The organism is Pseudomonas caricapapayae (assembly GCF_001400735.1).
In the GTDB taxonomy this organism is placed as follows: domain Bacteria; phylum Pseudomonadota; class Gammaproteobacteria; order Pseudomonadales; family Pseudomonadaceae; genus Aquipseudomonas; species Aquipseudomonas caricapapayae.
Window position 1 is genome coordinate 74,285 of the sequence record NZ_LJPW01000064.1, and the last position, 22,107, is coordinate 96,391.

Below are 22,107 nucleotides of genomic sequence, written 5' to 3' on the forward strand. Positions count from 1 at the left end.
GGTGACCACTCGTCAGGTACAAGGGCAATCGCTTTGAACATGACTGTTCTCGTTGTGACAGACATTCGGTGAGTCATGAAAAGCTCCACCGAATTTTCACTTCAGGAGAGTCCCAATATGAAAGCCATCGTCTATAGCGGTCCGCGTGACGTCAGCGTCAAAAACGTGCCGGATGCGAAAATAGAGAAGCCGACAGACGCTCTTGTCAGAGTGACCTCCACAAACATCTGTGGCTCGGACTTGCACATGTACGAAGGTCGTACGTCGTTCGAGACCGGGCGTATTTTCGGCCACGAGAATCTGGGCCAGGTCATTGAGGTCGGCGCGGGCGTCGACCGCATAAAGGTTGGTGACTGGGTGTGCCTGCCGTTCAACATTGGATGCGGCTTTTGCGAAAATTGCGAAAAGGGCCTGACCGGTTATTGCCTGACCGCCAACCCCGGCAGTGCAGGGGCAGCCTATGGGTTTGCCGACATGGGTGACCACGAAGGCGGACAGGCCGAGCTGTTGCGCGTGCCTTATGCCGATTTCAACTGCCTGCTGTTGCCGGAAGACGCCGCCGAGCGCGAAGACGACTACGTCATGCTCTCGGATATCTTTCCTACCGGCTGGCATGCCACAGAGCTGGCGGGTCTGCTGCCTGGCGAAAGCATAGCCATTTATGGCGCTGGCCCGGTCGGCCTTATGGCTGCGCACTCGGCAATGATCAAGGGGGCGTCGCAGGTTTTCGTGGTCGATAATCACCCGGACCGTCTGGCGCTCGCGGCGAAAATGGGTGCGACGCCGATCAACTCGCTGGAGCAGGGCGCAGTGGATCAGATTCTCAATCTGACCCATGGCAAAGGCACCGACCGCGGTTGCGAATGTGTGGGCTATCAGTGCTGTGACCGTCATGGTCATGAGGCCAATCACGTGACCATGAACAACCTTGTAGCCTCGACCAAGGCGACTGGCGGAATTGGTGTCGTCGGCGTGTTCGTCCCGCAGGATCCAGGGGCCCATAACGACCTGGCGAAAGAAGGCAAGATGGCCTTCGACTTCGGGTCGTTCTGGTTCAAGGGCCAGCAGATCCGCACCGGCCAGGCCAACGTCAAGGCTTACAACCGCCGCCTCGCCGAACTGATTCACCACGACCGCGCCAAACCATCGCAGATTATTTCCCACCGTCTGAAGCTTGAAGAAGGTCCTGCGGCCTATCAGCACTTCGATGCACGTGATGACGGCTGGACCAAAGTGGTGCTCAAGCCAGGTGCCTGATCGCTGCCTGTGATCAATCCCCCTGTCGCGTCCGGCCGAGTCCGGCGACAGGGGGCGCTATGTGTATTTAACCAGTTTTTATTGATTTCGCTTTTATTGAGTCAGGGAGATTTATTCAGATGAACGAAGAATACCCAAAGCCGCCGTTTGCCAGTCAGCCGCAAGAGGTTCCGGGCGTGCAGGGCAGAATGGACCCGTACCCTGATTGCGGTGAAAAAAGCTACAAGGGTTCCGGGCGTCTACAGGGCAAGATTGCGCTGATTACCGGTGCTGACAGTGGCATCGGTCGTGCCGTCGCCATAGCGTTTGCACGCGAGGGCGCCCAGGTTGCAATCTCGTATCTGGATGAGCATGAGGACGCCGAAGAAACCCGGCGATGGGTCGAGGAGGCTGGCAGAAAATGCCTTCTCCTGCCCGGTGATCTGGCGCAGAAGCAGCAATGCGAAGACATTGTAAGCAAGACCGTTGCAGAGTTCGGCCGCATCGATGTGCTGGTCAATAACGCGGCATTCCAGATGACCCACGAAACCCTCGACGAAATTTCCGATGAGGAATGGGTCAAGACGTTCGATATCAACATCACTGCGATGTTTCGTATCTGCAAGGCTGCGGTGCCGCACATGCCAAAGGGCGGTTCGATCATCAACACCAGTTCGGTGAATTCGGATATGCCCAAGCCGACGCTGTTGGCCTACGCGACCACCAAAGGCGCAATTGCCAACTTCACCGGTGGCCTGGCGCAGTTGCTGGGCGAGAAGGGCATCCGCGTGAACAGCGTGGCCCCCGGCCCGATCTGGACGCCACTGATCCCCGCGACCATGACCGACGAAGACGTGAAAAGCTTCGGCAGCGAGACGCCGCTGGGTCGCCCAGGGCAGCCGGTAGAAGTGTCGCCGATCTATGTGCTGCTGGCCTCGGACGAAGCCAGCTACATCTCCGGTTCGCGTTATGCGGTGACGGGCGGCAAGCCGATTCTGTAGTTGCAACGAAAGTCAGCGCAGTTGAAACGGTGCCTGAGCAGGCACCGTTTTTTATCCAGTATCAGAAAGTTCGCAATTATGTGGGAACCGAGTCGCTCATTGAACCACCCAGTTGTGTCTGTTTTATCCCGATTATGCCTCTATCGCGCCAAGGCACATGCCAGGAGGTATTGATCTGTCGCATGAGTGAGGTAATTGACTATGACTATGGGTATTACGCCTGTTGGTAACTCAAGCTCCGTACCCCTCGACTTTTCGTCGTTGAGCGCAAAGAATGGCGAATATAACGGGCTGGGAAGTGGAGGCAACTCGACTATCGATCCGAGCACATTGTTATTTGCCAATCAAGGGCAGACGCAGGTCAATTTTGCTCCGCCCAATAGCACGGACTCCTCGCCCAGCGGTGTTAACGCAGCGTCAGGCACCAGCGTGTCCGGGTTGGTCGAGCAAATCATGAGCCTGTTGCAACAATTGATGCAGATGCTTACGAAAAACAAGGATGTTTCCAGCAACCCTCAGAATAATCCGTCACCGCAAGGCAGCGGTGCTGGAAACAGCGTTGCAGACGGCAGCACTGGCGACGATGGGGCAGGTATCGGCAGTGGTGAGGGTGGTCTGGGTGGCGAGGGCAGTACGTCGAACGCCAGCGCGCTTGATGGCGTGTCCCCGGATACTTCGCTCCGTGGTAGCGGTGGGCTGCATTTGCCCCAGCAGCTTGAGCAATATCGAGGCGATATCATGGACGCTGCCAACGCCACCGGTATGCCGCCCAGTGTGATAGCCGGGCAGATATGGGCAGAGTCGCGTGGTCAGTTGAATGCCGCCACCACTAACGTCAACGGCAAGGCCGATGCGGGCCTGATGCAGGTCAACGCTGATACGTTCAAATCATTGCAGCAACAAAACCCCGGGTTACTGGGTAACGATGTCAATGACTCGCACACCAACATCATGGCGGGCGCGCTGTATCTGCGTGACCAGAACAAGGCGTTCGGCGACATCGGCGCAGCGCTACGCGCGTATAACTCCGGACCTGACAAGGTCAATAAAGCCGATCTCAGCGACACAGGAGGCGTGGGTGGCAGCAGTTACCCTGCCGATGTGCTGAATTTCGCGAAAATTATCGAAAGTGGGCAAGGTAATTTGCCGTCCTGATACGTTGTGTAAACAGCTTGCGCAAAGCGGGCGGCTTCCTCATGAGGCAAGCGCCATTGATCAATCAAAGCTGTCGATAACCTGAACGGCTGACTGACAGCAGGACATTTCAAGGCTTGCAGGTGTCCATTCAAGACCCCCGTGTTCAGGCAGCCGTTGATGAAGTTTTCCAGATTTTCGCAGTCCCTTTCGAAATGGGCCGGCAGCCCGGCCACGTTTGCATCAGCCGTCGTGCTGATCTGCCTCTGGGCAATTACCGGTCCGTGGTTTCACTATAACGATACCTGGCAGTTGATCATCAATACCTCGACTACCATCATTACGTTCCTTATGGTGTTTCTGATCCAGAACACGCAGAACCGCGACAATGATGTCCTGCACCTGAAGGTGGACGAGTTGTTGCGTGTGACCAAGGATGCGCAGAATTCGCTGTTGAACCTTGACGATCTCACTCAGAAAGACCTCAGGGCCTTGCGCAAGAAATACGAGGCCATGGGCGGCGAGCATGATGTCCATGCTCCTTTACCGATGGCGGGTGCCGATCAGCGCATCTGACTTGTCGCCATTCCGTTCAACACCTATGGAGATTTTTCATGTATCCAGACGTACAGCTTTACATTGATGGCCAATGGCGCGCGAGCCGTGATGGCCGTTCCATTCCGGTGATCGACCCTGCTACCGGCCAGTCGCTGGGCAACGTGGCGCATGCGGGTATTGCCGATCTGGACGAGGCGCTAAAGGCAGCCGAGCGTGGCTTTGCCACTTGGCGAGCGACCTCAGCGTATGACCGTTACAAACTGATGCAGAAAGCTGCCAACCTGGTCCGTGAGCGGGCCGACAGCATTGCCCGCATCATGACTCAGGAACAAGGCAAGCCATTGGCCGAAGCGCGCATGGAAACCCTGTCTGCTGCTGATGTTATCGACTGGCTGGCTGAAGAGGGACGCCGCAGTTATGGCCGTATCGTGCCGTCGCGCGGGGTTTCCATAGAGCAAAAGGTCATCAAGGAGCCTGTTGGCCCGGTCGCTGCGTTTACGCCTTGGAACTTCCCGATCAATCAGGTGGTGCGCAAGCTCTCATCGGCGCTGGCAGCCGGTTGCTCGATCATCGTCAAGGCCCCGGAAGAAACGCCAGGGTCACCTGCCGAATTGATTCGGGCCTTTGCTGATGCAGGTGTTCCTGCGGGCGTCATTGGGTTGGTTTACGGCGACCCGGCGGAGATTTCCGGTTATCTGATCCCGCATCCGGTCATTCGCAAAGTAACCTTCACCGGCTCTACGCCAGTCGGCAAGCAGCTCGCTGCGTTGGCCGGCAAGCACATGAAGCGCGCGACCATGGAGTTGGGCGGGCACGCGCCAGCACTGGTGTTCGACGATGCCGACATCGACCTCGCAGCTCGCGTGCTGGCGACCGCCAAGTTCCGTAACGCCGGGCAAGTCTGCGTATCGCCAACGCGGATTCTGGTTCAGCGCAAGGTACTGGACGCGTTCACCGAGAAGTTCGTGGGCCTGACGCACGAAATCAAGGTTGGCAACGGTCTGGAAGCGGGCACGACCATGGGGCCGGTGGCCAACGATCGGCGCATTCCTGCGCTGGTGGATTTGATCGAGGACGCCGTGCGCAGCGGTGCAACGCTGTCCGCCGGGGGCAAGGCTGTCGAGGGGCCTGGTTATTTCTTCCAGCCAACCGTCTTGAGTGGCCTCAAACCGCAAATGCGCATCATGAACGAGGAGCCGTTCGGGCCCGTCGCCCTGCTGGTGCCGTTCGACACGGTTGAAGAGGCAATTGCCGAATCGAACCGCGTGCCGTTCGGATTGGCTTCCTATGCGTTCACGACCTCAATGAAGACGGCTCAGGCACTGAGTACGCATATCGAAGCAGGCATGCTGTCGATCAATCATCAGGGCATCGGTTTGCCTGAGGTTCCATTTGGCGGGATCAAGGACTCGGGCTACGGCTCCGAAGGCGGTACCGAGGCCATCGAGGCTTACCTGAATACCAAACTGGTCACTCAGTACAGCTGAGTGCGGTTCGGGTAAATAAAAACGGTCGCGATGTGCAAGCATCGCGACCGTTTTTTTGCGCCTGCCCATCAGTCCTTGGCTTGAATACCGGTCTGTCTCATGACCAGATTCTTTTCTTTCTTGTATTGCAGTGCAACTTCAGGGGCCGGGCCGCTTTGACCGGTTTCCATCCATTTGCGTATCCGGCTGGCGTCGGCGAAATGGGTGTACTTGCCGAACGCATCCAGAATCACCACGGAAACCGGACGGTTGGCCATGCTGGTCAGCAGCACCAGGCAGTGGCCGGCCTGGTTGGTAAAGCCGGTTTTGGTCAGCTTGATATCCCAGTTGTCCTTGCGCACCAGATGGTCGGTGTTGCTGAAGCCGAGGGTGTAGGTCGGCTTGCGAAACGTTACCGTCTTCTGCTCGGTGGTGCTCAATTCACTGAGCATCGGGTATTTGCGCGCGGCCATCACCAGTTTGGTGAGGTCGCGTGCGGTCGACACGTTGTATACCGACAGCCCGGTAGGTTCGACATAGGCCGTATGTTTCATGCCCAGCGCCTTGGCTTTGGCGTTCATTGCCAGGATGAACGCCGGATAACCACCGGGATAGCTATGCGCCAGGCTCGCGGCAGCACGGTTTTCCGAGGACATCAGGGTGATCAGCAACATGTCCCGGCGGTTCATTTCGCTGCCGAGCTTGACCCGTGAGAAAACGCCTTTCATTTCCGGCGTCTGAGAAATATTGACCGGAATGACTTCATCCATCGATTGCCTGGCGTCCAGGACAACCATTGCGGTCATCAACTTGGTGACCGAGGCTATAGGCACAATCACGTCCGGGTTGCTGGAGTACAGCACCTTGTCGGTCTGCAGGTCGATAACCATTGCGCTGCCTGAGGCAAGGTGCAGGTTGGAAGGATCACGATTCAGGACAGCGGATTCGTTTGCCAGCGTAGTGGTGGAAAGCGCCGGGCCGGTAAGTACAAATAATAGGCCCAGAAGAGACAGACGAATTTTCAAGAGCAAGGCTCACTCGATAAAGGGTGGTAATGGAAGGGATCGCGTCAAAACGCTGCATTTTATGAGCAGACTTTGTGGTATGTCGATGGGGGCGCAGGACGATTCATCAATAAATGCAGGAATCGGGATTTCGTTAAGTTGCTGTTAAGTGGCTTTTTGCTACTGAGCCTGCCTAAAACCGGAGCACCATTGAATAGTCGTGGTGTGAAAGGTCCGCACCGATTAGCATTCCATGCCATTCAGGTCAGCGATTCAAGGAGTCACGTAATGCTCAAGGGGTTTGTCAGCAAGCATTATGCGGTGCTGGTGATTGTCGCTTCACTGGTTGTCATTTTGCTGCTCGGTGTCGGCTTTACATCACGTCCCAGTGACTGGGCTGGCTGGATGCAGGCAATTGGCTTGATCGTCGGGTTGATGGCCGCTGTGGCTGTCCCGGCCATTCAACGCAGGCAGGAGGCTGAACTGGCTCGCAAGCAGCTGCGCGACCGCGAAGTTGGCTATGCTCGGCGCATGCAGTATCTGTGTGGCGAACTGAGTGAGTTGCAGGGGCGTATCAGTCTCAACCTGACGCATTTGCGCGCCAGTGACCGGCACAGTCTGAAATACACCTTGCAGGACTATCTGCATCGCCTCTTCGAGTCTCATAAACAAGACCTGAACGATGATCGCGTGGTGCTTGCTCACGAGTTGCGTCAGGTCGCCAATGACCTGATCGACGAACTGGACAGCGGTCGTACCGATCGTGTGGTGTTCATGGCACTGGAAAAGCGCCTGCAGAAGCTTGCGCATCGCTGTCAGGTCAATGCCGCTATGGCAGAGCGCAGCTGAGGCGGATCGCCTGCTTTCCCGAGCTCAAAAAAAACCCGCCTTCAACGAGGCGGGCAAGGGGGATGTGCGGAGCAACGCACGAGGTTCGCAGGGAAAATCAACTGTTGAGGGGCTGGCACTGCATTTGCCGCGACAACGCTTGCGCCACAGGCAAAGACGCCAGAGGGCCGCTGACCGGCTCGCCGTCTTGAATCAGGTACCAGCAGGCCAGCAGGCCCCGCTCTCTAAGCGGCGCTGGAACTGCACTACCGACGACGGACATGATGTGTACATTGGTCATAACTGCCTCCTCAATCCATGCCGCTACTGTAGAGGCCGATCGGGCACGGTAGAAATCGACAGTCTCAATAGTGGTCATTGATAACAACGAGGGTCGGGCACATTGCATTGGCAGGCGATAGTGTGAGCACACCCATGAAAAACCCGCCTGGAGAGGCGGGTTTTTTGTACTGTTACCAGCGGCCGCGTGGCGGACCGTAGTAGTAGCCAGGGCCGGGTGGTGGCCCGTAACGATGGTAATAGCCTGGCGGTGGAGGCGGTGGGTAGCGCTCGACAACCTGATAAACCGGGGCCGGCTGGTAATAGACCGGTGGTGGCGCATAGTAGACCGGTTGCTGTTGCACATACACCGGCTCGCGCTCGACGTACACCGTTCTGTCGCGACCTGAAGACACCGCCGCCCCGACAACGGCAGCGCCTACGATAGCACCTACCACGGCAGGGCCACCCCAGCCACGGTCAGCATTCGCCTGGCCAGCAAGGGCCAGGGCACCTACAAACAAGGCGATCTTGGGGATTTGACGAATCATGACTGTTCCTCGCTCTCAACCCGTTGTCGCGCGCCTGCATCACTCTCAAGCACTGCCACGGGATAACACTATGACATCGAAATTGTAAGAATCTGCGAAAGTGCTGAGTAAATTTTATGTAAGGTGCGCTGGCAACGGCGTTGCACCTGTACTCGCATTCGATGCGGCGTAGCATACGCTTTTACTGAAGAGCCAAGCCATTACCGTCCGGAGGAAATTAAATGCCTGTCACCGCCAACAGAGATACGCAGCTGTGTATGTCCATGGCTGCACGTCCTGGAAACTTCGGTGTGCGTTTTCATAACCATCTTTTTCAGCAGTTGGGCCTCAACTTTTATTACAAGACATTCTCGCCTAACGATCTTGGCGCTGCTGTCGCGGGTATACGTTCCCTGGGCATACGTGGCAGCGCGGTTTCGATGCCGTTCAAGGAGGCCTGCATTGAACTGGTCGACGAGCTTGACGCTTCAGCCGCCGCTATTCAGTCGATCAATACCATCGTCAATACCCATGGACATCTGAAGGCGTTCAATACCGATTACATTGCCGTAGCCCAGCTGATGGAGAGTCACGCCGTCCCGCGCAGCGCATTTGCCTTGCGCGGAAGCGGTGGCATGGCCAAGGCGGTTGCGTTTGCGCTGCGCGATGCAGGCTTTACCGATGGGCTGATCGTCGCTCGCAACGAACAGACAGGCCGGCGTCTGGCCGACGCGTGCGGCTTTCGCTGGCAGGCGACACTGGGCAGCGCACGACCACCCTTGCTGGTCAACGTCACGCCGCTAGGCATGCAAGGTGCGCAAGCTGACGAACTGGCGTTTGACCTGCAGGCCATCGGTGCGGCCGAGACGATTTTCGACGTGGTGGCTACCCCGGCCGAAACGCCCCTGATCCAGGCTGCACGCCGGCTGGGCAAGCGTCTGGTGAGTGGTGATGAGGTTGCAGCCATCCAGGCGCTGGAGCAATTTGTGCTCTATACCGGCGTTCGCCCGACCGATGAGCAGTATCAACAGGCTGCGGCGTTCGCCAGAGCCGGCTAATGGTGGCCTACCGCACGGTCGGGCGGGCAGGGACGAATTCTCGCGCTACTCCAGTCTGGCCAGGCGTTCTTCAAGGGCCGCAACGCGCGCCTCCAGTTCATCGAGACGCTGATTGGCAACCGGAGTTGCCGAGTGACGTTCCGTTGTCTGCTGGCGCGCTGCAAGAAGGGCCTGCAGTTCTTCGCGATCGCCCAGCAGGTGCATGTAACGATCTTCCCGCTGACCGGACTGGCGCGGCACGAGCATCGCCAGGCCTCGGGCGATAAGGCGCTCCAACTGGTGGATGACCTGTTCGCTGTCCTCGAAATCGTGCATGCGCTGGCTGCGAGTCAGCAGTTCGCTGACGGTCTGCGGTCCGCGCAGCAGCAAAAGGCCGGTCAGTATTACCTGCGCAGGGACCAGTTCGAGGCTTTTGTCAGCCCTGTGCTCCCAGCGATCGGCGCGACTGCCCATCACCAGACGTGTCAAACCACGGCCCTCGAGCGCGCGCAGGCTCTGGCCGACCTGGCCCTGAGTCAGGTTCATGACCGGATCGCGGCTGGTTTTCTGATTGCAGGCTATCACCAGTGCATTGAGGGTCAGCGGATAGGTTTCCGGATGGCTCGCCTGTTTTTCGATCAGGCAACCCAGAACGCGTGCCTCAGAACTGTTGAGTTGTAGCGCCTCGGCTGTCGGGGACGATTCGGAGGAGGAGGACGATTCGATGGACATGACGCTTCCCTGAGTGATGGCGGTGGATCAGCGTAGGGCGTGGCGGTCATTATTGCCAGTCTCAGTTGCACTCATCTGCATCGGCGCTGAAAAGTGTCACGGTGATTGACGTCAGGTGGGTCTATAATTGCGCCTTTCTCAATCAGGATATGACATGTCTATTTCCCTGTACGCCGCTTCCATTCCTGTCTTTCAGCAAATGCTCAATGCGCTGAGTGACGTCCTGACCAAGGCTGAAGCCTACGCGACCGAGAAGAAAATCCAGCCGCCAGCGCTGCTGCAGGCGCGTCTGTTCCCGGACATGCTGCCATTTACCCGGCAGGTGCAGATTGCCGTCGATTTTGCCAAGGGTGCTTCGGCCCGCCTGGCAGGCGTCGAGATCCCGCAGTACGAAGACACCGAAACCACCTTTGCCGAGTTGCAGGCACTGCTTGCCAAAACCCTGGCGTTCATCGGCAGCATCACGCCCGAGCAGGTCGACGGCAAGGAAGGCATCGAAATCGTCCTGCGCCCCGGCACTGAAAAGGAAAAGCGCCTGAACGGTCAGGCTTATTTGCTCAGCTACGCCTTGCCGCAGTTCTTCTTCCATGTCACCACCGCTTACGACCTGCTGCGCCATAACGGCGTTGAAATCGGCAAACGTGACTTCATGGGCAAGTTCTAAGCAGTGCGGGGCTTAAGCCTCGCTAGTGTTCTTGTCTCTCGGCGTTATGCACAAGCCCACTGACTATCGTGCCAATGCTCGCATTGGCATGTAGTGGGTGACGCAGAGCGTCACGAAATGCATTACCACGCGGAGCGTGGGAACGAGAATTGTCGGGGTGTCAGCCCTGTTTTTCGGGCTCTGCCTCACGAAATGCATGCCAGTGCGCAGCATTGGCGTGACAGTCATCTTCAAGCCGCTTTAACCCCCTCCCAGAGGCCGCGCCGTTGCAGCGGTCTGTACCGTTGTTCTGGAGTGTTCATGTTGTTGCCCATACTTCTGCTGTCAGCCGCCGGGTTTACCGTGCTGACCACAGAATTCGTCATTGTCGGTCTTCTGCCTGCCGTTGCCCGCGATCTGCATGTCACGGTTTCGCAGGCAGGGCTGCTGGTCACGCTATTCGCGTTCACCGTTGCGGCTTTTGGTCCTTTTCTGACCGCCTATTTTTCACGCTTCGAGCGCAAGCGTCTGTTTATCAGCATTCTGGTGCTGTTCGGCTTTTCAAATGCCCTCGCAGCGCTGGCACCCAATATTGCCGTGATGGGCCTGGCACGGCTGATCCCCGCCTTGGGGCTGCCGGTGTTCTGGGCGCTGGCCAGCGAAACCGCTGTGGACATCGTCGGGCCGGAGTTTGCCGGCCGGGCGATTGCCAGAATCGGTTTCGGGATCGTTTGTGCCACCGTGTTCGGCATACCCATAGGCACCCTGATTTCCGATGCCTTTGGCTGGCGCACTGCGTTTCTGGCGTTGGCCTGCCTGGCGTTTGCCAAGGCACTGCTGCTGGCGGTCTACCTGCCACGGACGGTCGCGAAGCAAAACCCGGTGTCGATTCTCAAACAATTCGGTATTTTGCGCAGCCGGATGATGCAGGGGCATGTACTGCTGTCGGTGCTGGTATTCAGCGGTATGTTCACTGCTTATACCTATCTGGCAGACATGCTGGAGCGTCTCGCCGGTTTCGACGGCAGTCTGGTCGGCTGGTGCCTGATGGGGTTCGGCGCGGTCGGGCTGCTGGGCAACTCGCTGGGCGGACGTATGGTCGACCGCCATCCCTTGATTGCCAGCCTGGTGTTCTGCGCATTCATGGTTGTCGGCATGGTCGCGGTGGTGCCCAGCATCCACTCGGTATTTGCCTTGCCATTCGCGTTGGCCCTATGGGGGATCACCCAGGCAGCCCTGTTTCTGGTCAGTCATGTCCGATTGATCAAGGCTGCGCCGCAAGCGCCCGCGTTCGCGGCTTCGCTGAATATTGCAGGAGCGAACCTTGGCATCGGAATAGGAGCCGTTATTGGCGGCAGGGTCATCGATCATCTGGGCCTGGGTAACGTGGGTTTTGCCGCCGCTGGCATTATCGTCCTTGCAATTGTGCTGGCGTTGCTATTGATGAGGCGTGATCCTGGTCCGCTCGCGGCCTGAGCATCAACTCTGGCCTGCATCGGTAAACAGCTGGTTTCGGGCACTTTCGGCGATGGCGACAACGCCTGGGTGCCTGACCTTGCGCTCCACGGTAATGGCGTAGAACGATTCGGTTACCGCGTCGGTGTGGCCGATCACCTGCACGCCGTACTGGCTCTGCACCTCATCGGCAATCACGCTGGGCGCGACGAAGACCCCGCTGCCGGATTTGCCAAATGCCTTCATCAGCGCGCTGTCATCGAACTCGCCAATGATACGCGGCTGGATTTTCTGCTCGGCAAACCAGCGCATCAACCTGCCTCGAACAACCGTTTCCTGACCCGGAATCAGCAGCGGTGCCGCGTGCATGCACTGCGGAAAGCCGGTCCCGATACGTTCTGCCATTTCGCGGGTCGCAAAAAAACTGACCCCGCATTCTCCCAGTTTCTGGCTGTAGCCCTTGATATCCAGATGCGGTGGCATAGGGCTGTCCGAAATCACCAGGTCCAGGCGCTGGATTGCCAGGTCTGCCAGCAGCCTTTCCAGCTTGTCTTCCCGGCAAGTGATGCGAATAGGCTCATCCAGGCCCATGATCGGGGCGATCAGCCGATACACAATTGACTTGGGTACGACATCCGCCACACCAATGCGCAACAGCAATTGTTGTTCATCCGGTTGAGAGCGCAGCAGGTTTTCGAGGTCATTGCCCAACTGGAACATCTGTTCGGCGTAGGGCAGGGCCAGACGACCCGCTTCGGTCATTTCCAGTTGCCGTCCTGCGCGCCGAAACAGATCGACACCCAGCGATGCCTCGAGCAGGCTGATCTGACCGCTGACAGTCTGTGCGGTCAGGTTCAACTGCTCGCACGCGCGCACGATGCTCCCGGTTTTGGCCACGACCCAGAAGTAATGAAGTTGACGATAATTGAGCATGGGCACTGCCGATTCGTTAAAGCCGAAGTATAAGCCTTATAAAATCGAATTTTCCTTATGTTTCAAGATGTCTAGAATTCGCTTCCAACGCCGGGCTGAACATGTCGCCGGGCCTTGCTCACCGAGGAAGCCATGACTAAAACCTTTTACGCCGCATTGTTGAGCTGTTCGCTACTGGTGCTGGCAGGATGCGATCAGATAGAGTCTTCTACCAAACAGGTGGTCAATGCTGCCGCTGACACTGCCAGACAGGCCATCGACGAGACCCATCAAGCCGCTACCAAGGCGCTTGATCAGGCCAGACAGGAACTTTCGGTGCAAGAGCCACCACCAAGCTCGGCTGAAACCGAAAACACGTCCGATAAAGAAATCTAACTGACAACTATTGGCTCAGGCAGGGCAGTGATCTATGGAATACCTATTGGAACTCGTAACAAGTCCGGCAGCCTGGATCGCGCTGGCGACACTGGTCGTGATGGAAGTCGTATTGGGCATCGATAACCTGATCTTCATCTCGATCATTACCAACAAGCTCCCTGAACATCAACGCGAGAAGGCGCGCAAACTGGGTATCGGTATGGCCCTGGTAATGCGCTTGGGCTTGCTCAGTACCGTGGCGTACATCGTGCAACTGACAGAGCCGGTATTCGAGGTATTCGGCCAGGCGTTTTCATGGAAGGACATGATCCTGATTGCCGGTGGCCTGTTCCTGGTCTGGAAAGCGACGACGGAAATTCATCACAGCATGGACGTCAAGACCGAGGAAGAGAAAGCCATGGGGTCGGTCGTGGCCTTGAGCATGAGCGCGGCTATCGTACAGATCCTGATGCTGGACCTGGTGTTCTCCATCGACAGTATCATCACTGCCGTGGGCATGACCGAACACTTGCCGATCATGGTCATCGCTGTCATCACTGCCGTCGTCGTGATGCTTGTCGCGGCCAACCCGCTGGCGAAGTTCATCAATGACAACCCGACGGTGGTCATGCTGGCTCTTGGCTTCCTGATCATGATCGGTATGACGCTGATCGCTGAAGGCTTTGGCGCTCATGTACCCAAGGGCTATATCTACGCGGCAATGACGTTCTCAGCGGCTATTGAGGGCCTGAACATGCTGGTACGCAGGGCAAGACGTAAGAAAGCCGCCTCTCAGGTGTCTACGCACTGATTACTGGCGAAGGTGTAAAAAAGGTCGGCCCCGGTAACAGGGTCGACTTTTTGCATTCAAGGAGCTGACAAATACGCTGAAGAGGGCAGATCAGCAATACGCTGCTCATGCCCTTACAAGTCAGTTGGCTGCTACAACGGGGACCTTGACGTGTTTTGCAAGGACAGGCCGCTTGGCCACGCGTGGCTGATGATGGCGACGGGATATGCGCATCACTCCCCACAGCATCGCGCTGGCGACGGCAAGCCACGAAGCGATCAGCATCACTATTGTCAATTCCAGGCTCATAAGTGCCTCCACATTCCTGCTTTTTGTCACGGTCTTGATAACTGACAGTCTAGTGCGGGGCATGTTTCGGTTAATTGACCAGTGGCCTCGCGCTGAGAACTATTTTTGCCATTTCGCTGGGCGGGGGGCTCGCGCGCTGCTATACCCGGAACGCTGTCGGCTCTATCATCGCTGCTCAGGTTGGGTCGCGGGTTGCCCGAAACAGTTGAAGTGAGTGAGCATGTTGTCGGTTTCTTTCTTTTCCGGTAAAGCCAGTGCGCTGCGTTCATGGCTGATCGCTGCCTTGCTGGTGGGTCTTGCTGGTTGTTCGTCAATGGTCACCCCCGAAATCAAGCGCCTTCCGGACCGGGTCGAGTTGACATCGGTGCCTTTCTTCCGGGGTAACGCGTATCAGAGCGGGCCGATGGTGTTGGCAAGCATGCTGGCCAACCAGCAGGTACAGACGACGCCTGGTTTGCTCGATAAGCCGTTGCAACTGCCGGGCGCCGAGGATCGACTCGAGCAGAACATGCAGAAAGTGGCGCGTGAATACGGTTTCATGGTGTATCCGCTCGACAGCCAGTTACAGGACCTGCTGACTCAGGTCTCGGCGGGCTATCCGGTCATGCTGCGTTTTGCCCAAGGCTCTGCGCTTTGGAAAGGACCGCGTTATGCCGTGCTGATCGGCTACAACCGCATCAAAGAGACCGTTCTGCTCAACGCAGGAATGGATCGTCGTTACTCAATGAGTTTCAGCAGCTTTGCGTCGGCCTGGAAAGACGCGGGCAGTTGGGCGGTGCTGATCCAGTCGCCCCGACAATTGCCGGCCAATGTCGACCGGCAGCGTTGGTTGCAGGCAGCCGACAACCTGTCCCGTTCGGGACAGGAGCAAGCGGCGGGCGAGGCGAAGCGAACGTTGGCACGCAGCGTTAAATGAAATCAACGCGGTCAACGAAACGGCACCCATGAGGTGCCGTTTAACTGCTGGCGAACTCAAAAACCCAGTCGGTCACGCAGGCTGTAATACCAGGCGCCCAACGCAGTCAGGGGCGTGCGCAGCATTTGCCCGCCAGGGAACGGGTAGTGCGGCAGGTCGGCAAAGGCATCGAAACGCTCTGCCTGACCGCGCAGCGCTTCAGCCAGCACTTTGCCCGCCAGGTGGGTGTAGGTCACACCATGTCCGCTGCAGCCTTGCGAGTAATAGATGTTATCGCCGAGTCTTCCTACCTGAGGCAGACGGGACAGGGTCAGCAGGAAGTTGCCGGTCCACGCGTAATCGATCTTGACATCCTTGAGCTGGGGAAAGGCCTTGAGCATCTTCGGTCGAATGATGGCTTCGATGTTGGCCGGATCTCTGGCACCGTAGACCACGCCGCCGCCAAAGATCAGGCGCTTGTCGGCGCTGAGGCGGTAGTAGTCCAGCAGGTAATTGCAATCCTCGACACAGTAATCCTGAGGCAGAAGTGCCTTGGCCAGCTCATCGCTCAGCGGCTCTGTGGTGATGACCTGAGTCCCGCAAGGCATAGACTTCGCTGCCAGCTCCGGGACCAGATTACCCAGATAGGCATTGCCGGCCACAATGATGAATTTCGCGCGGACCTTGCCTTGCGCCGTATGGACCACAGGATTGGCACCACGCTCGATGCGAATGGCCGCCGACTGTTCGTAAATCGTGCCGCCCAGGGTTTCGACTGCGGCCGCTTCACCCAGTGCCAGATTGAGCGGGTGAATGTGGCCGCCGGTCATGTCCAGCAATCCGCCGATGTATTGATCGCAGGCGACGACCTCATTTATCCGCCGTTTGTCCATCAGTTCAAGGCTGGTGTGGCCGTAACGCTCCCACAACCGCTGCTGGGCTTCGAGATGCGCCAGTTGCTTGCCGGTCAACGCGGCGAACACGCCTCCATCCTTCAGATCGCACTGAATGCCATAACGGGAAACCCGGTCGCGGATGATCGATGCACCCTCAAAAGCCATCTGTCCCAGTAATTGTGCCTGGCGTGGCCCTACGGTGCGCTCGATTACATCAATGTCACGACTGTAGCTGTTGACGATCTGCCCGCCATTGCGCCCCGACGCGCCAAAGCCGACTCTGGCGGCTTCCAGCACCGTGACCCGAAATCCGTTCTCCAGCAGGAACAGAGCGCTGGACAGGCCTGTATAGCCAGCCCCGATGACACACACGTCGGTTTCGACTTCACCCTGCAACGCCGGACGCTGCGGGGCGGGATTGGCCGAAGCTGCGTAATAGGATTGAGGGTAGGGCGTGTTAGCCATCCTGAGACTCCGTTTAATATTCTTGACGATTGCGCCGATCCTACCCGAGATACAAAGGCTCTGCCAGCAACAGACAAAAGAGTCATTCCTTGCAAGCTGGCAAAAAACGCTTTAATTCATAGGGTTAGCAAAAAAACCGATTGACACGTAGGTGGATATCCGTAGAATGCCGACCCACAGCAGGCACGTAGCTCAGTTGGTTAGAGCACCACCTTGACATGGTGGGGGTCGTTGGTTCGAGTCCAATCGCGCCTACCAGAAAAAATCCGCTCTGCTGGGCGGTAAGAAAAGGGTCAGCCGAAAGGTTGGCCCTTTTTTGTTGTTTTCAGTGACGTCATTGCGGCAAAAAATTCACGTATTCAGAGAGTTACTGCAAAAAAGAATTTGACAGGTATTCGAATATCCGTAGAATGCCGACCCACAGCAGGCACGTAGCTCAGTTGGTTAGAGCACCACCTTGACATGGTGGGGGTCGTTGGTTCGAGTCCAATCGCGCCTACCAGACAAAATCCGCTCTGCTGGGCGGTAAGAAAAGGGTCAACCGAGAGGTTGACCCTTTTTTGTTGTGCCTGCCTTACCCTTCGCCAGTGCCAGCTCTCATGCCAATGCGAGCGTTGGCATGAGAGGGCAGGCAGCTTCAGGGGATCAGGCGATCCCTGCGCAGCTTGTCAAACACGTCGAAGAACGCATCGTCACTGGCCTGAAACGCAGTAAAGCCCAGCTTGCGGCTTTTCGACATGTCGGTGACCACCTCAATGGGACGCCCAAGATCGGCATCGCTGTGCCACGGCGAAATCAGGCGGTTGATATCACTTTCCTTGAGCTGATGCTCGCGGACAATATCAGTCCAGACAGCCTGATCGTTGGCCATCTGCGTTTCCAGCGGAGCAGGCTGGTCCGGGAAGGCGGCTGGTTGCAGGCCGAAGTATTCAGCAATCTGCCCCCACATCCAGCTCCAGCGGAAGACGTCGCCATTGGTAATGTTGAACGCCTGATTGGCCGCTGCAGGTGTTGTCGCAGCCCACAGTTGCTGATGGGCCAACTGGCGTGCATCGGTCATGTCGGTAAGGCTGTCCCACTGCACACGCGAGCCAGGGAATACGAAAGGCCGTCCGGTTGCCTTGCAGATCGAGGCGTACACGGCGAGGGTGGTCGCCATGTTCATTGCGTTGCCGACCGCTACACCGGTTACAGTGTGCGGACGATGAACGCTCCAGGTAAAACCGTCCTTGTCAGCGGCAGCGAAGACCTCGTCTTCCTGCGCATAGTAGAAGTTCTCGATGTCCAGGCGCGCTTGCGTCTCCCGGAACGGCGTCTGGGGCAGGGTGCCTTTGCCGTAGGCCTCGAACGGGCCGAGGTAATGCTTCAGCCCTGTAACCAGCGCTACATGCTGCACGCTGCCAGCGGGGCGCACGGCGTCCAGCACATTGCGCACCATCGCAGCATTGACGCGGATATTTTCCGCCTCAGTGGCCTGACGCGACCATGTGGTGATGAAAACGTGGGTGGGTTTCAAATCAGCCAGGGCCGCACTGACGGACTCCCGGTTCTGCAGGTCTGCAGCCACCGGGATCACGCCGGGCCGCGCTGATGGGCTGCGGGAGAGAGCGGCAACCTGCCAATCGTTTTCCAGTAACAACTGTGTGATTGCACTGCCGACAATGCCACTTGCGCCAACAACCAGGGCGGTCTGAGTCATGGGGATCTCCTGAGACGGGGGTGAAAGTAATGAACCGTCTGCTGTTTCAGAACAGCATCAGGCCATACCGTTCAACCCGATCGTCCTGATCACGTTGTTGCATGACTCCCTGCGCCTGGCATTTCTCAGGACCTTTGGGCGTATGACTTGACGATGGTCTTGGTCGCGCTGCTGGCTTTAAGGTCGGCGAGCTTTTCCGGCGCAATCCACTTGCAAGCGGCAATCTCGTTTTGTGGCGACGGCTCGCTTGAATCCGGAACCTGCGTTGTAAACACGTAATGGGCGACCTGATCCTTTTCGTACACCGCGAGGTATAGCAGATCGAGGTTCTCCAGCCCCGTCTCCTCGCAGAGTTCACGCATTGCAGCCTGCGCAGGAGTTTCCCCGGCTTCGATCTTGCCTCCTGGCAGCGCCCAGCGGGACTTGGGTTTGCGCACGTAGAGGACCTGGCCGTCACGTTTGCAGATGACTGTCGCTCGTTGTTTCATGATTCGTTCACCTGTTAAAACGTCCGTTGACATGAGTATCTGCAAGGACTTCGTGAACTTGAGACTCAGGGGCAGTCAGCAATAGTCACTAAAATGTAATAAATAGTTCATTTTTGCGACCGCGACAATCAGGCAGCGCCGTGAAGCGGCATGAGCGAGTCGCAAATGCAGACGTCGTGTTGGGGCCGACGCTTCGAGTGAGTATGGACATCAGTGGGCGATTGCCAGTCATCGGTTCAGGTATTACGACGTACGGCGTGTTTTCGTAGGTACAGCGCTCCGCTGCCACCAGGCAGGCCAGACGCATTCAGGCTGCATCGTGCAGTGTTTGGGCCAGCAGGTAATCGTCATTTCCACGACGAAACCGATGCTGTATTCGGCGCAGAAATCCGGCAGGTCCTGAGTCTCCTGATGCCTTTGATCCGTGACCGGCAGACCAGGCGCAAGAGGGCGCAAGTGGTACCTATAAATAAATGTATAGATGCATTACGCATCCTAATCGCAAAACGCCATCTCTCGATTGACGCTAAGCCAACGCGTCGTGATTAATAGCTTCAACGCTATCCACGAGAGTTCGCCGCCATGCTCAGATTCCTGTCTCGTAAAACCGCTGTTCTCCAGGCCTGTGCCGGGCTGGCTTTGCTCCTCGGCAGCCACCTGGCGATGGCTGGGCAGACCCTGCGTCTGGCTCATGCTTCCAGCTCCAGCAGCCTGATCAACCAGGCGATGACGCGTTTTGCGGCAGAGGTCAGCGCCGAGACCAAAGGCGAATTGAACGTACAGATCTACCCCGACGGCCAATTGGGTGATGAAGCGCCTATTGTCGACTCGGTCGGTGCCGGTGCGATCGATATCGGCCTGGGCGGATCAACGGACGGTATCGACCCAAGGCTCAATGCCTTGTCGCTACCGTTTCTGTTCGAAGACTCGGTCGCCGTGCATGCCTACCTCGATAGCGAGGCGGGCAAGAAATTCCTGAGCATGGGCCAGGATCATGGCTTCGTCATGCTTTCAGCACTGGACTCGGGCTTTCGCCAGTTCGCCAACAGCAAGCACCCGATACTTCAGCCAGCGGACCTCAGTGGCCTGAAAATACGCACGCCGCCCAATCCGGTGATCCTCGCTACCATCAAGCAACTGGGTGGCCTGGGGCAATCGATTCCATTCGGAGAGGTCTACACCTCACTGCAATCCGGTGTAGTGGACGGAGTAGAGCCCGAACTGCGCGATTTTTACGATCAGAAGTGGTACGAGGTCGCCAGGTACGTTTCGCTGTCGAATTACGTGTGGTCGGCAAACTTCTGGTTCATCAACAAGGACAAGTATGAAAGCCTGAGTGAAACGGACCGGGCTGCCCTGGACAAGGCTGTCGTGACTACCACTGCCTGGTATCGATCTCAACTGGAGGCGGTGTACAGCAAGATTCAGCAGGAAATGCAGGGCAAAGGCGTGAAGTTCAACGACGTCAATCCCCGGCCATTCCGCGAGTTGAGCAATCCGGTGTACGCGCAGTTCGGCAAGGTATGGGGTGAGGATTTCGTCAACCAGTTGCGACGCGACGCTCAAGGCGAGTGACGGCCATGTCTATCAGCCCACATCCGGATCAACCGCCCAGCAGTCGGGCTGAGCGTTGCCTTGCCGTGTTCGGCTCGCTGATGTTTGGCGTCACCTTCCTGGCCATACTCGCAGGAGTGTTCTCCCGTTACTTCAATCTGCATGGCTTTGAGTGGTCATTTGAAATAGCCACCATCGGCTTTATCTGGGTGACATTCATCGGTGCAGTCATCGCCGAACTCAGGCACGAAAACGTGCGATTCCAGGGGTTGGTGAGCATGTTGCCCGCGCCCCTGCAAAGAGCACTCGATGCCTTCGCCAGCGTTGCCTTGCTGGGTATCAGCGTATGGCTGTTGAGCAGCGGTGCCGCGTTCATTTCTCGTTCCGGCTGGATGCCGACCCCGGTCTTGCGCTGGCCTGCCGGGCTGAGTTCACTGGCGCTGATCAGCGCTGCCGCGATGCTTGCGTTACTGGCCGTGGTTCGTCTGGCACGCCTGATTCGCAAGGGAGTACGCCCATGACCGTGCTGATTCTTTTTCTGGCGTTCTTCTGTTTGTTGATGGCGGGTTTGCCCGTCGTCTGGGCAATGGCTGGTGGCAGCATCGCGGCCTTGTTATGGGGCGATCTGCACATGCCGCTGGCCTGGCTTGCCCAGCAAACACTACGCGGTGCCGACTCGTCTACCCTGGCCTCGATACCGCTGTTTCTGCTGGCGGGCGAGCTGATGAACCGTGGCGGCCTTACGTTGCGCATCATGCGGGTAGCAGAACACTGCTTCGGGCGTTTGCGTGGAGGTCTCGGGCTGGTCAACGTGGCTACCGCGTTCGTCTATGGCGGTCTGACCGGATCAGCCACCGCCGATACCGGTACTGTCGCCAAGGTCATGATTCCGGTGATGGAAGCGCGCGGCTACCCACGAGCCTTTGCCGCCGCTGTCACCGCAGCCTCTGGCACGCTGGGCATCATCGTTCCGCCAAGCGTTATTCTGATCATGTTTGGTGTACTCACCAATACGTCCATCGGCGGCCTGTTCATGGCTGGCGTGATCCCGGGCCTGATGCTGGCGGCGGTGTTTATGGTTACTGCCTACGTAGTAGGCGTTCGCGAGGGTTTTCCAAAGGCCGAGGGAAAGATGGACTGGGGCCTTTTCCTGCGCGACACCTGTGGCGCGTTACCCGCAATGCTGATGCCGTTCATGGTACTCGGCTCGATAGTCACCGGCTTTGCCACGGCCACCGAGGCGGCTTCCCTGTCGGTACTCTACGCGATGTTCGTCGGCACTGTGATTTATCGGCAACTGGGCTGGCGCGACGTTTTCCCGGCCGTGACCGAAGCGGTGACCACCACCGGGTCAGTCATGATCATCATGGCGGTGGCCATGCCGTTTGGCTGGATCCTGACGTTTGAATTGGTGCCGCATACCGTGGCTACCTGGATCGTGGGGCTGCATACCGGTCCGCTAGTCACCATATTGCTGGTGATTCTGGTACTCAAAGTGGTCGGGTTCTGGCTGGACCTGGGACCGGCAATGATCATCCTGGCACCCATTCTGGTCCCCGTCGCCAAGGCAGCAGGCTTCGAGCCTTTCCAGATAGGCCTGATCTTCACCATGACCCTGGGTTGGGGGCTGTTCACTCCGCCCATCGGTACCAACATCTTTGTGGTGTGCAACGTCGGTCGTATCGACATCGGTGCCGTTTCACGACGATTGATACCGTTCTGGATTGCAACGGCGTTTGCCATCGCCTTGCTCGTGTTTTTCCCGAACCTGACGCAATGGTTGCCCCGCGTCATGGGCTATTGATCCTTCCCATTTCC

General features: G+C 57.6%; 24 protein-coding genes and 2 tRNA genes. 17 read left to right on the plus strand and 9 right to left on the minus strand.

The window, feature by feature from the left end; translation table 11 throughout:
• Positions 1–117: 117 nt before the first annotated feature.
• From ALO80_RS09445 to ALO80_RS09465, 5 genes are all read left to right on the plus strand, one after another.
• On the plus strand, positions 118–1,257 hold the full coding sequence (locus ALO80_RS09445) for a glutathione-independent formaldehyde dehydrogenase (RefSeq protein ID WP_055008803.1): 1,140 nt from the start codon (positions 118–120) through the stop codon (positions 1,255–1,257).
• Positions 1,258–1,376: 119 nt separating this feature from the next.
• Positions 1,377–2,237 (plus strand): glucose 1-dehydrogenase, encoded by an 861-nt coding sequence (locus ALO80_RS09450; protein ID WP_055008804.1) that lies wholly within the window; start codon positions 1,377–1,379, stop codon positions 2,235–2,237.
• 201 nt (positions 2,238–2,438) lie between these two features.
• Positions 2,439–3,392, plus strand: coding sequence for a lytic transglycosylase domain-containing protein (locus tag ALO80_RS09455; RefSeq protein ID WP_083493218.1), 954 nt, complete (start codon positions 2,439–2,441; stop codon positions 3,390–3,392).
• Between the two features lie 159 nt (positions 3,393–3,551).
• Positions 3,552–3,947, plus strand: a complete 396-nt coding sequence (locus tag ALO80_RS09460) for a low affinity iron permease family protein (protein ID WP_055008806.1) — start codon at positions 3,552–3,554, stop codon at positions 3,945–3,947.
• A 38-nt stretch (positions 3,948–3,985) separates the two neighbouring features.
• Positions 3,986–5,416 carry an NAD-dependent succinate-semialdehyde dehydrogenase gene (locus ALO80_RS09465; RefSeq protein ID WP_055008807.1) on the plus strand — a complete coding sequence of 477 codons (1,431 nt, stop codon included), beginning with the start codon at positions 3,986–3,988 and terminating at the stop codon, positions 5,414–5,416.
• A 68-nt stretch (positions 5,417–5,484) separates the two neighbouring features.
• On the opposite strand, the gene pbpG is transcribed toward ALO80_RS09465, so the two are convergent.
• On the minus strand, positions 5,485–6,420 hold the full coding sequence (pbpG, locus tag ALO80_RS09470) for a D-alanyl-D-alanine endopeptidase (protein WP_162491471.1): 936 nt from the start codon (positions 6,418–6,420) through the stop codon (positions 5,485–5,487).
• 267 nt (positions 6,421–6,687) lie between these two features.
• Between pbpG and ALO80_RS09475 the strand changes: the two genes are divergently transcribed.
• Positions 6,688–7,248, plus strand: coding sequence for a hypothetical protein (locus tag ALO80_RS09475; protein ID WP_055008808.1), 561 nt, complete (start codon positions 6,688–6,690; stop codon positions 7,246–7,248).
• A gap of 97 nt (positions 7,249–7,345) precedes the next feature.
• On the opposite strand, the gene ALO80_RS09480 is transcribed toward ALO80_RS09475, so the two are convergent.
• Positions 7,346–7,528, minus strand: a complete 183-nt coding sequence (locus ALO80_RS09480) for a hypothetical protein (RefSeq protein ID WP_055008809.1) — start codon at positions 7,526–7,528, stop codon at positions 7,346–7,348.
• A gap of 172 nt (positions 7,529–7,700) precedes the next feature.
• Positions 7,701–8,057 (minus strand): hypothetical protein, encoded by a 357-nt coding sequence (locus ALO80_RS09485; RefSeq protein ID WP_003410180.1) that lies wholly within the window; start codon positions 8,055–8,057, stop codon positions 7,701–7,703.
• A gap of 221 nt (positions 8,058–8,278) precedes the next feature.
• Here ALO80_RS09485 and ALO80_RS09490 point away from each other — a divergent pair, with 221 nt between their 5' ends.
• Entirely contained in the window at positions 8,279–9,094 is an 816-nt protein-coding gene (locus ALO80_RS09490) for a shikimate 5-dehydrogenase (protein ID WP_054985985.1), read from the plus strand.
• Between the two features lie 45 nt (positions 9,095–9,139).
• Here the strand turns inward: ALO80_RS09490 and ALO80_RS09495 are convergent, their stop codons facing one another.
• Positions 9,140–9,805: a YceH family protein gene (locus ALO80_RS09495; protein WP_055008810.1), complete on the minus strand. Its 666-nt coding sequence runs from the start codon at positions 9,803–9,805 to the stop codon at positions 9,140–9,142.
• 154 nt (positions 9,806–9,959) lie between these two features.
• Between ALO80_RS09495 and ALO80_RS09500 the strand changes: the two genes are divergently transcribed.
• Together ALO80_RS09500 and ALO80_RS09505 are read left to right on the plus strand one after the other, a co-directional pair.
• A complete protein-coding gene (locus tag ALO80_RS09500; protein ID WP_054985987.1) occupies positions 9,960–10,469 on the plus strand; it encodes a DUF1993 domain-containing protein in 510 nt (169 codons plus the stop codon).
• Positions 10,470–10,769: 300 nt separating this feature from the next.
• Entirely contained in the window at positions 10,770–11,924 is a 1,155-nt protein-coding gene (locus tag ALO80_RS09505) for an MFS transporter (protein ID WP_055008811.1), read from the plus strand.
• Between the two features lie 3 nt (positions 11,925–11,927).
• Here the strand turns inward: ALO80_RS09505 and nhaR are convergent, their stop codons facing one another.
• Positions 11,928–12,836 (minus strand): transcriptional activator NhaR, encoded by a 909-nt coding sequence (gene nhaR / locus ALO80_RS09510; protein WP_055008812.1) that lies wholly within the window; start codon positions 12,834–12,836, stop codon positions 11,928–11,930.
• A gap of 132 nt (positions 12,837–12,968) precedes the next feature.
• On the opposite strand from nhaR, the gene ALO80_RS09515 reads away from it, so the two are divergent.
• Both ALO80_RS09515 and ALO80_RS09520 read left to right on the plus strand, forming a co-directional pair.
• Positions 12,969–13,211, plus strand: a complete 243-nt coding sequence (locus ALO80_RS09515; protein WP_055008813.1) for a hypothetical protein — start codon at positions 12,969–12,971, stop codon at positions 13,209–13,211.
• Between the two features lie 34 nt (positions 13,212–13,245).
• A complete protein-coding gene (locus tag ALO80_RS09520) occupies positions 13,246–14,004 on the plus strand; it encodes a TerC family protein (protein ID WP_055008814.1) in 759 nt (252 codons plus the stop codon).
• Positions 14,005–14,124: 120 nt separating this feature from the next.
• On the opposite strand, the gene ALO80_RS31585 is transcribed toward ALO80_RS09520, so the two are convergent.
• Positions 14,125–14,292: a hypothetical protein gene (locus ALO80_RS31585; protein ID WP_162839039.1), complete on the minus strand. Its 168-nt coding sequence runs from the start codon at positions 14,290–14,292 to the stop codon at positions 14,125–14,127.
• Between the two features lie 220 nt (positions 14,293–14,512).
• On the opposite strand from ALO80_RS31585, the gene ALO80_RS09525 reads away from it, so the two are divergent.
• Complete coding sequence (locus tag ALO80_RS09525; RefSeq protein WP_055008815.1) at positions 14,513–15,208, plus strand: hypothetical protein; 696 nt, start codon at positions 14,513–14,515, stop codon at positions 15,206–15,208.
• Between the two features lie 56 nt (positions 15,209–15,264).
• Here the strand turns inward: ALO80_RS09525 and ALO80_RS09530 are convergent, their stop codons facing one another.
• Positions 15,265–16,548, minus strand: a complete 1,284-nt coding sequence (locus ALO80_RS09530; protein ID WP_054985994.1) for an NAD(P)/FAD-dependent oxidoreductase — start codon at positions 16,546–16,548, stop codon at positions 15,265–15,267.
• A gap of 181 nt (positions 16,549–16,729) precedes the next feature.
• Between ALO80_RS09530 and ALO80_RS09535 the strand changes: the two genes are divergently transcribed.
• A tRNA-Val gene (locus ALO80_RS09535) sits at positions 16,730–16,806 on the plus strand.
• 167 nt (positions 16,807–16,973) lie between these two features.
• Positions 16,974–17,050: transfer RNA gene (locus ALO80_RS09540), tRNA-Val, on the plus strand.
• Positions 17,051–17,185: 135 nt separating this feature from the next.
• On the opposite strand, the gene ALO80_RS09545 is transcribed toward ALO80_RS09540, so the two are convergent.
• Together ALO80_RS09545 and ALO80_RS09550 are read right to left on the minus strand one after the other, a co-directional pair.
• Positions 17,186–18,247, minus strand: a complete 1,062-nt coding sequence (locus tag ALO80_RS09545; RefSeq protein ID WP_055008816.1) for an SDR family oxidoreductase — start codon at positions 18,245–18,247, stop codon at positions 17,186–17,188.
• A 125-nt stretch (positions 18,248–18,372) separates the two neighbouring features.
• Positions 18,373–18,735 carry an NUDIX hydrolase gene (locus ALO80_RS09550; protein ID WP_054985997.1) on the minus strand — a complete coding sequence of 121 codons (363 nt, stop codon included), beginning with the start codon at positions 18,733–18,735 and terminating at the stop codon, positions 18,373–18,375.
• A 582-nt stretch (positions 18,736–19,317) separates the two neighbouring features.
• On the opposite strand from ALO80_RS09550, the gene ALO80_RS09555 reads away from it, so the two are divergent.
• The 3 genes from ALO80_RS09555 to ALO80_RS09565 are packed head-to-tail and all read left to right on the plus strand — an operon-like array spanning position 19,318 to position 22,093.
• Entirely contained in the window at positions 19,318–20,310 is a 993-nt protein-coding gene (locus ALO80_RS09555; RefSeq protein ID WP_055008817.1) for a TRAP transporter substrate-binding protein, read from the plus strand.
• Positions 20,311–20,315: 5 nt separating this feature from the next.
• Positions 20,316–20,810, plus strand: coding sequence for a TRAP transporter small permease (locus ALO80_RS09560; RefSeq protein WP_055008818.1), 495 nt, complete (start codon positions 20,316–20,318; stop codon positions 20,808–20,810).
• Positions 20,807–22,093 (plus strand): TRAP transporter large permease, encoded by a 1,287-nt coding sequence (locus tag ALO80_RS09565; protein ID WP_055008819.1) that lies wholly within the window; start codon positions 20,807–20,809, stop codon positions 22,091–22,093. Before ALO80_RS09560 ends, ALO80_RS09565 begins: the two co-directional genes overlap by 4 nt.
• Positions 22,094–22,107: the final 14 nt, after the last annotated feature.

Excerpts from the sequence above, each read along its gene's own strand:
- ALO80_RS09445 (WP_055008803.1), top strand. The coding sequence starts at position 118 with ATGAAAGCCATCGTCTATAGCGGTCCGCGTGACGTCAGCGTCAAAAAC.
- ALO80_RS09450 (WP_055008804.1), top strand. The coding sequence starts at position 1,377 with ATGAACGAAGAATACCCAAAGCCGCCGTTTGCCAGTCAGCCGCAAGAG.
- ALO80_RS09455 (WP_083493218.1), top strand. The coding sequence starts at position 2,439 with ATGACTATGGGTATTACGCCTGTTGGTAACTCAAGCTCCGTACCCCTC.
- ALO80_RS09460 (WP_055008806.1), top strand. The coding sequence starts at position 3,552 with ATGAAGTTTTCCAGATTTTCGCAGTCCCTTTCGAAATGGGCCGGCAGC.
- ALO80_RS09465 (WP_055008807.1), top strand. The coding sequence starts at position 3,986 with ATGTATCCAGACGTACAGCTTTACATTGATGGCCAATGGCGCGCGAGC.
- ALO80_RS09475 (WP_055008808.1), top strand. The coding sequence starts at position 6,688 with ATGCTCAAGGGGTTTGTCAGCAAGCATTATGCGGTGCTGGTGATTGTC.
- ALO80_RS09480 (WP_055008809.1), bottom strand. The coding sequence starts at position 7,528 with ATGACCAATGTACACATCATGTCCGTCGTCGGTAGTGCAGTTCCAGCG.
- ALO80_RS09485 (WP_003410180.1), bottom strand. The coding sequence starts at position 8,057 with ATGATTCGTCAAATCCCCAAGATCGCCTTGTTTGTAGGTGCCCTGGCC.
- ALO80_RS09490 (WP_054985985.1), top strand. The coding sequence starts at position 8,279 with ATGCCTGTCACCGCCAACAGAGATACGCAGCTGTGTATGTCCATGGCT.
- ALO80_RS09495 (WP_055008810.1), bottom strand. The coding sequence starts at position 9,805 with ATGTCCATCGAATCGTCCTCCTCCTCCGAATCGTCCCCGACAGCCGAG.
- ALO80_RS09500 (WP_054985987.1), top strand. The coding sequence starts at position 9,960 with ATGTCTATTTCCCTGTACGCCGCTTCCATTCCTGTCTTTCAGCAAATG.
- ALO80_RS09505 (WP_055008811.1), top strand. The coding sequence starts at position 10,770 with ATGTTGTTGCCCATACTTCTGCTGTCAGCCGCCGGGTTTACCGTGCTG.
- nhaR (WP_055008812.1), bottom strand. The coding sequence starts at position 12,836 with ATGCTCAATTATCGTCAACTTCATTACTTCTGGGTCGTGGCCAAAACC.
- ALO80_RS09515 (WP_055008813.1), top strand. The coding sequence starts at position 12,969 with ATGACTAAAACCTTTTACGCCGCATTGTTGAGCTGTTCGCTACTGGTG.
- ALO80_RS09520 (WP_055008814.1), top strand. The coding sequence starts at position 13,246 with ATGGAATACCTATTGGAACTCGTAACAAGTCCGGCAGCCTGGATCGCG.
- ALO80_RS31585 (WP_162839039.1), bottom strand. The coding sequence starts at position 14,292 with ATGAGCCTGGAATTGACAATAGTGATGCTGATCGCTTCGTGGCTTGCC.
- ALO80_RS09525 (WP_055008815.1), top strand. The coding sequence starts at position 14,513 with ATGTTGTCGGTTTCTTTCTTTTCCGGTAAAGCCAGTGCGCTGCGTTCA.
- ALO80_RS09530 (WP_054985994.1), bottom strand. The coding sequence starts at position 16,548 with ATGGCTAACACGCCCTACCCTCAATCCTATTACGCAGCTTCGGCCAAT.
- ALO80_RS09545 (WP_055008816.1), bottom strand. The coding sequence starts at position 18,247 with ATGACTCAGACCGCCCTGGTTGTTGGCGCAAGTGGCATTGTCGGCAGT.
- ALO80_RS09550 (WP_054985997.1), bottom strand. The coding sequence starts at position 18,735 with ATGAAACAACGAGCGACAGTCATCTGCAAACGTGACGGCCAGGTCCTC.
- ALO80_RS09555 (WP_055008817.1), top strand. The coding sequence starts at position 19,318 with ATGCTCAGATTCCTGTCTCGTAAAACCGCTGTTCTCCAGGCCTGTGCC.
- ALO80_RS09560 (WP_055008818.1), top strand. The coding sequence starts at position 20,316 with ATGTCTATCAGCCCACATCCGGATCAACCGCCCAGCAGTCGGGCTGAG.
- ALO80_RS09565 (WP_055008819.1), top strand. The coding sequence starts at position 20,807 with ATGACCGTGCTGATTCTTTTTCTGGCGTTCTTCTGTTTGTTGATGGCG.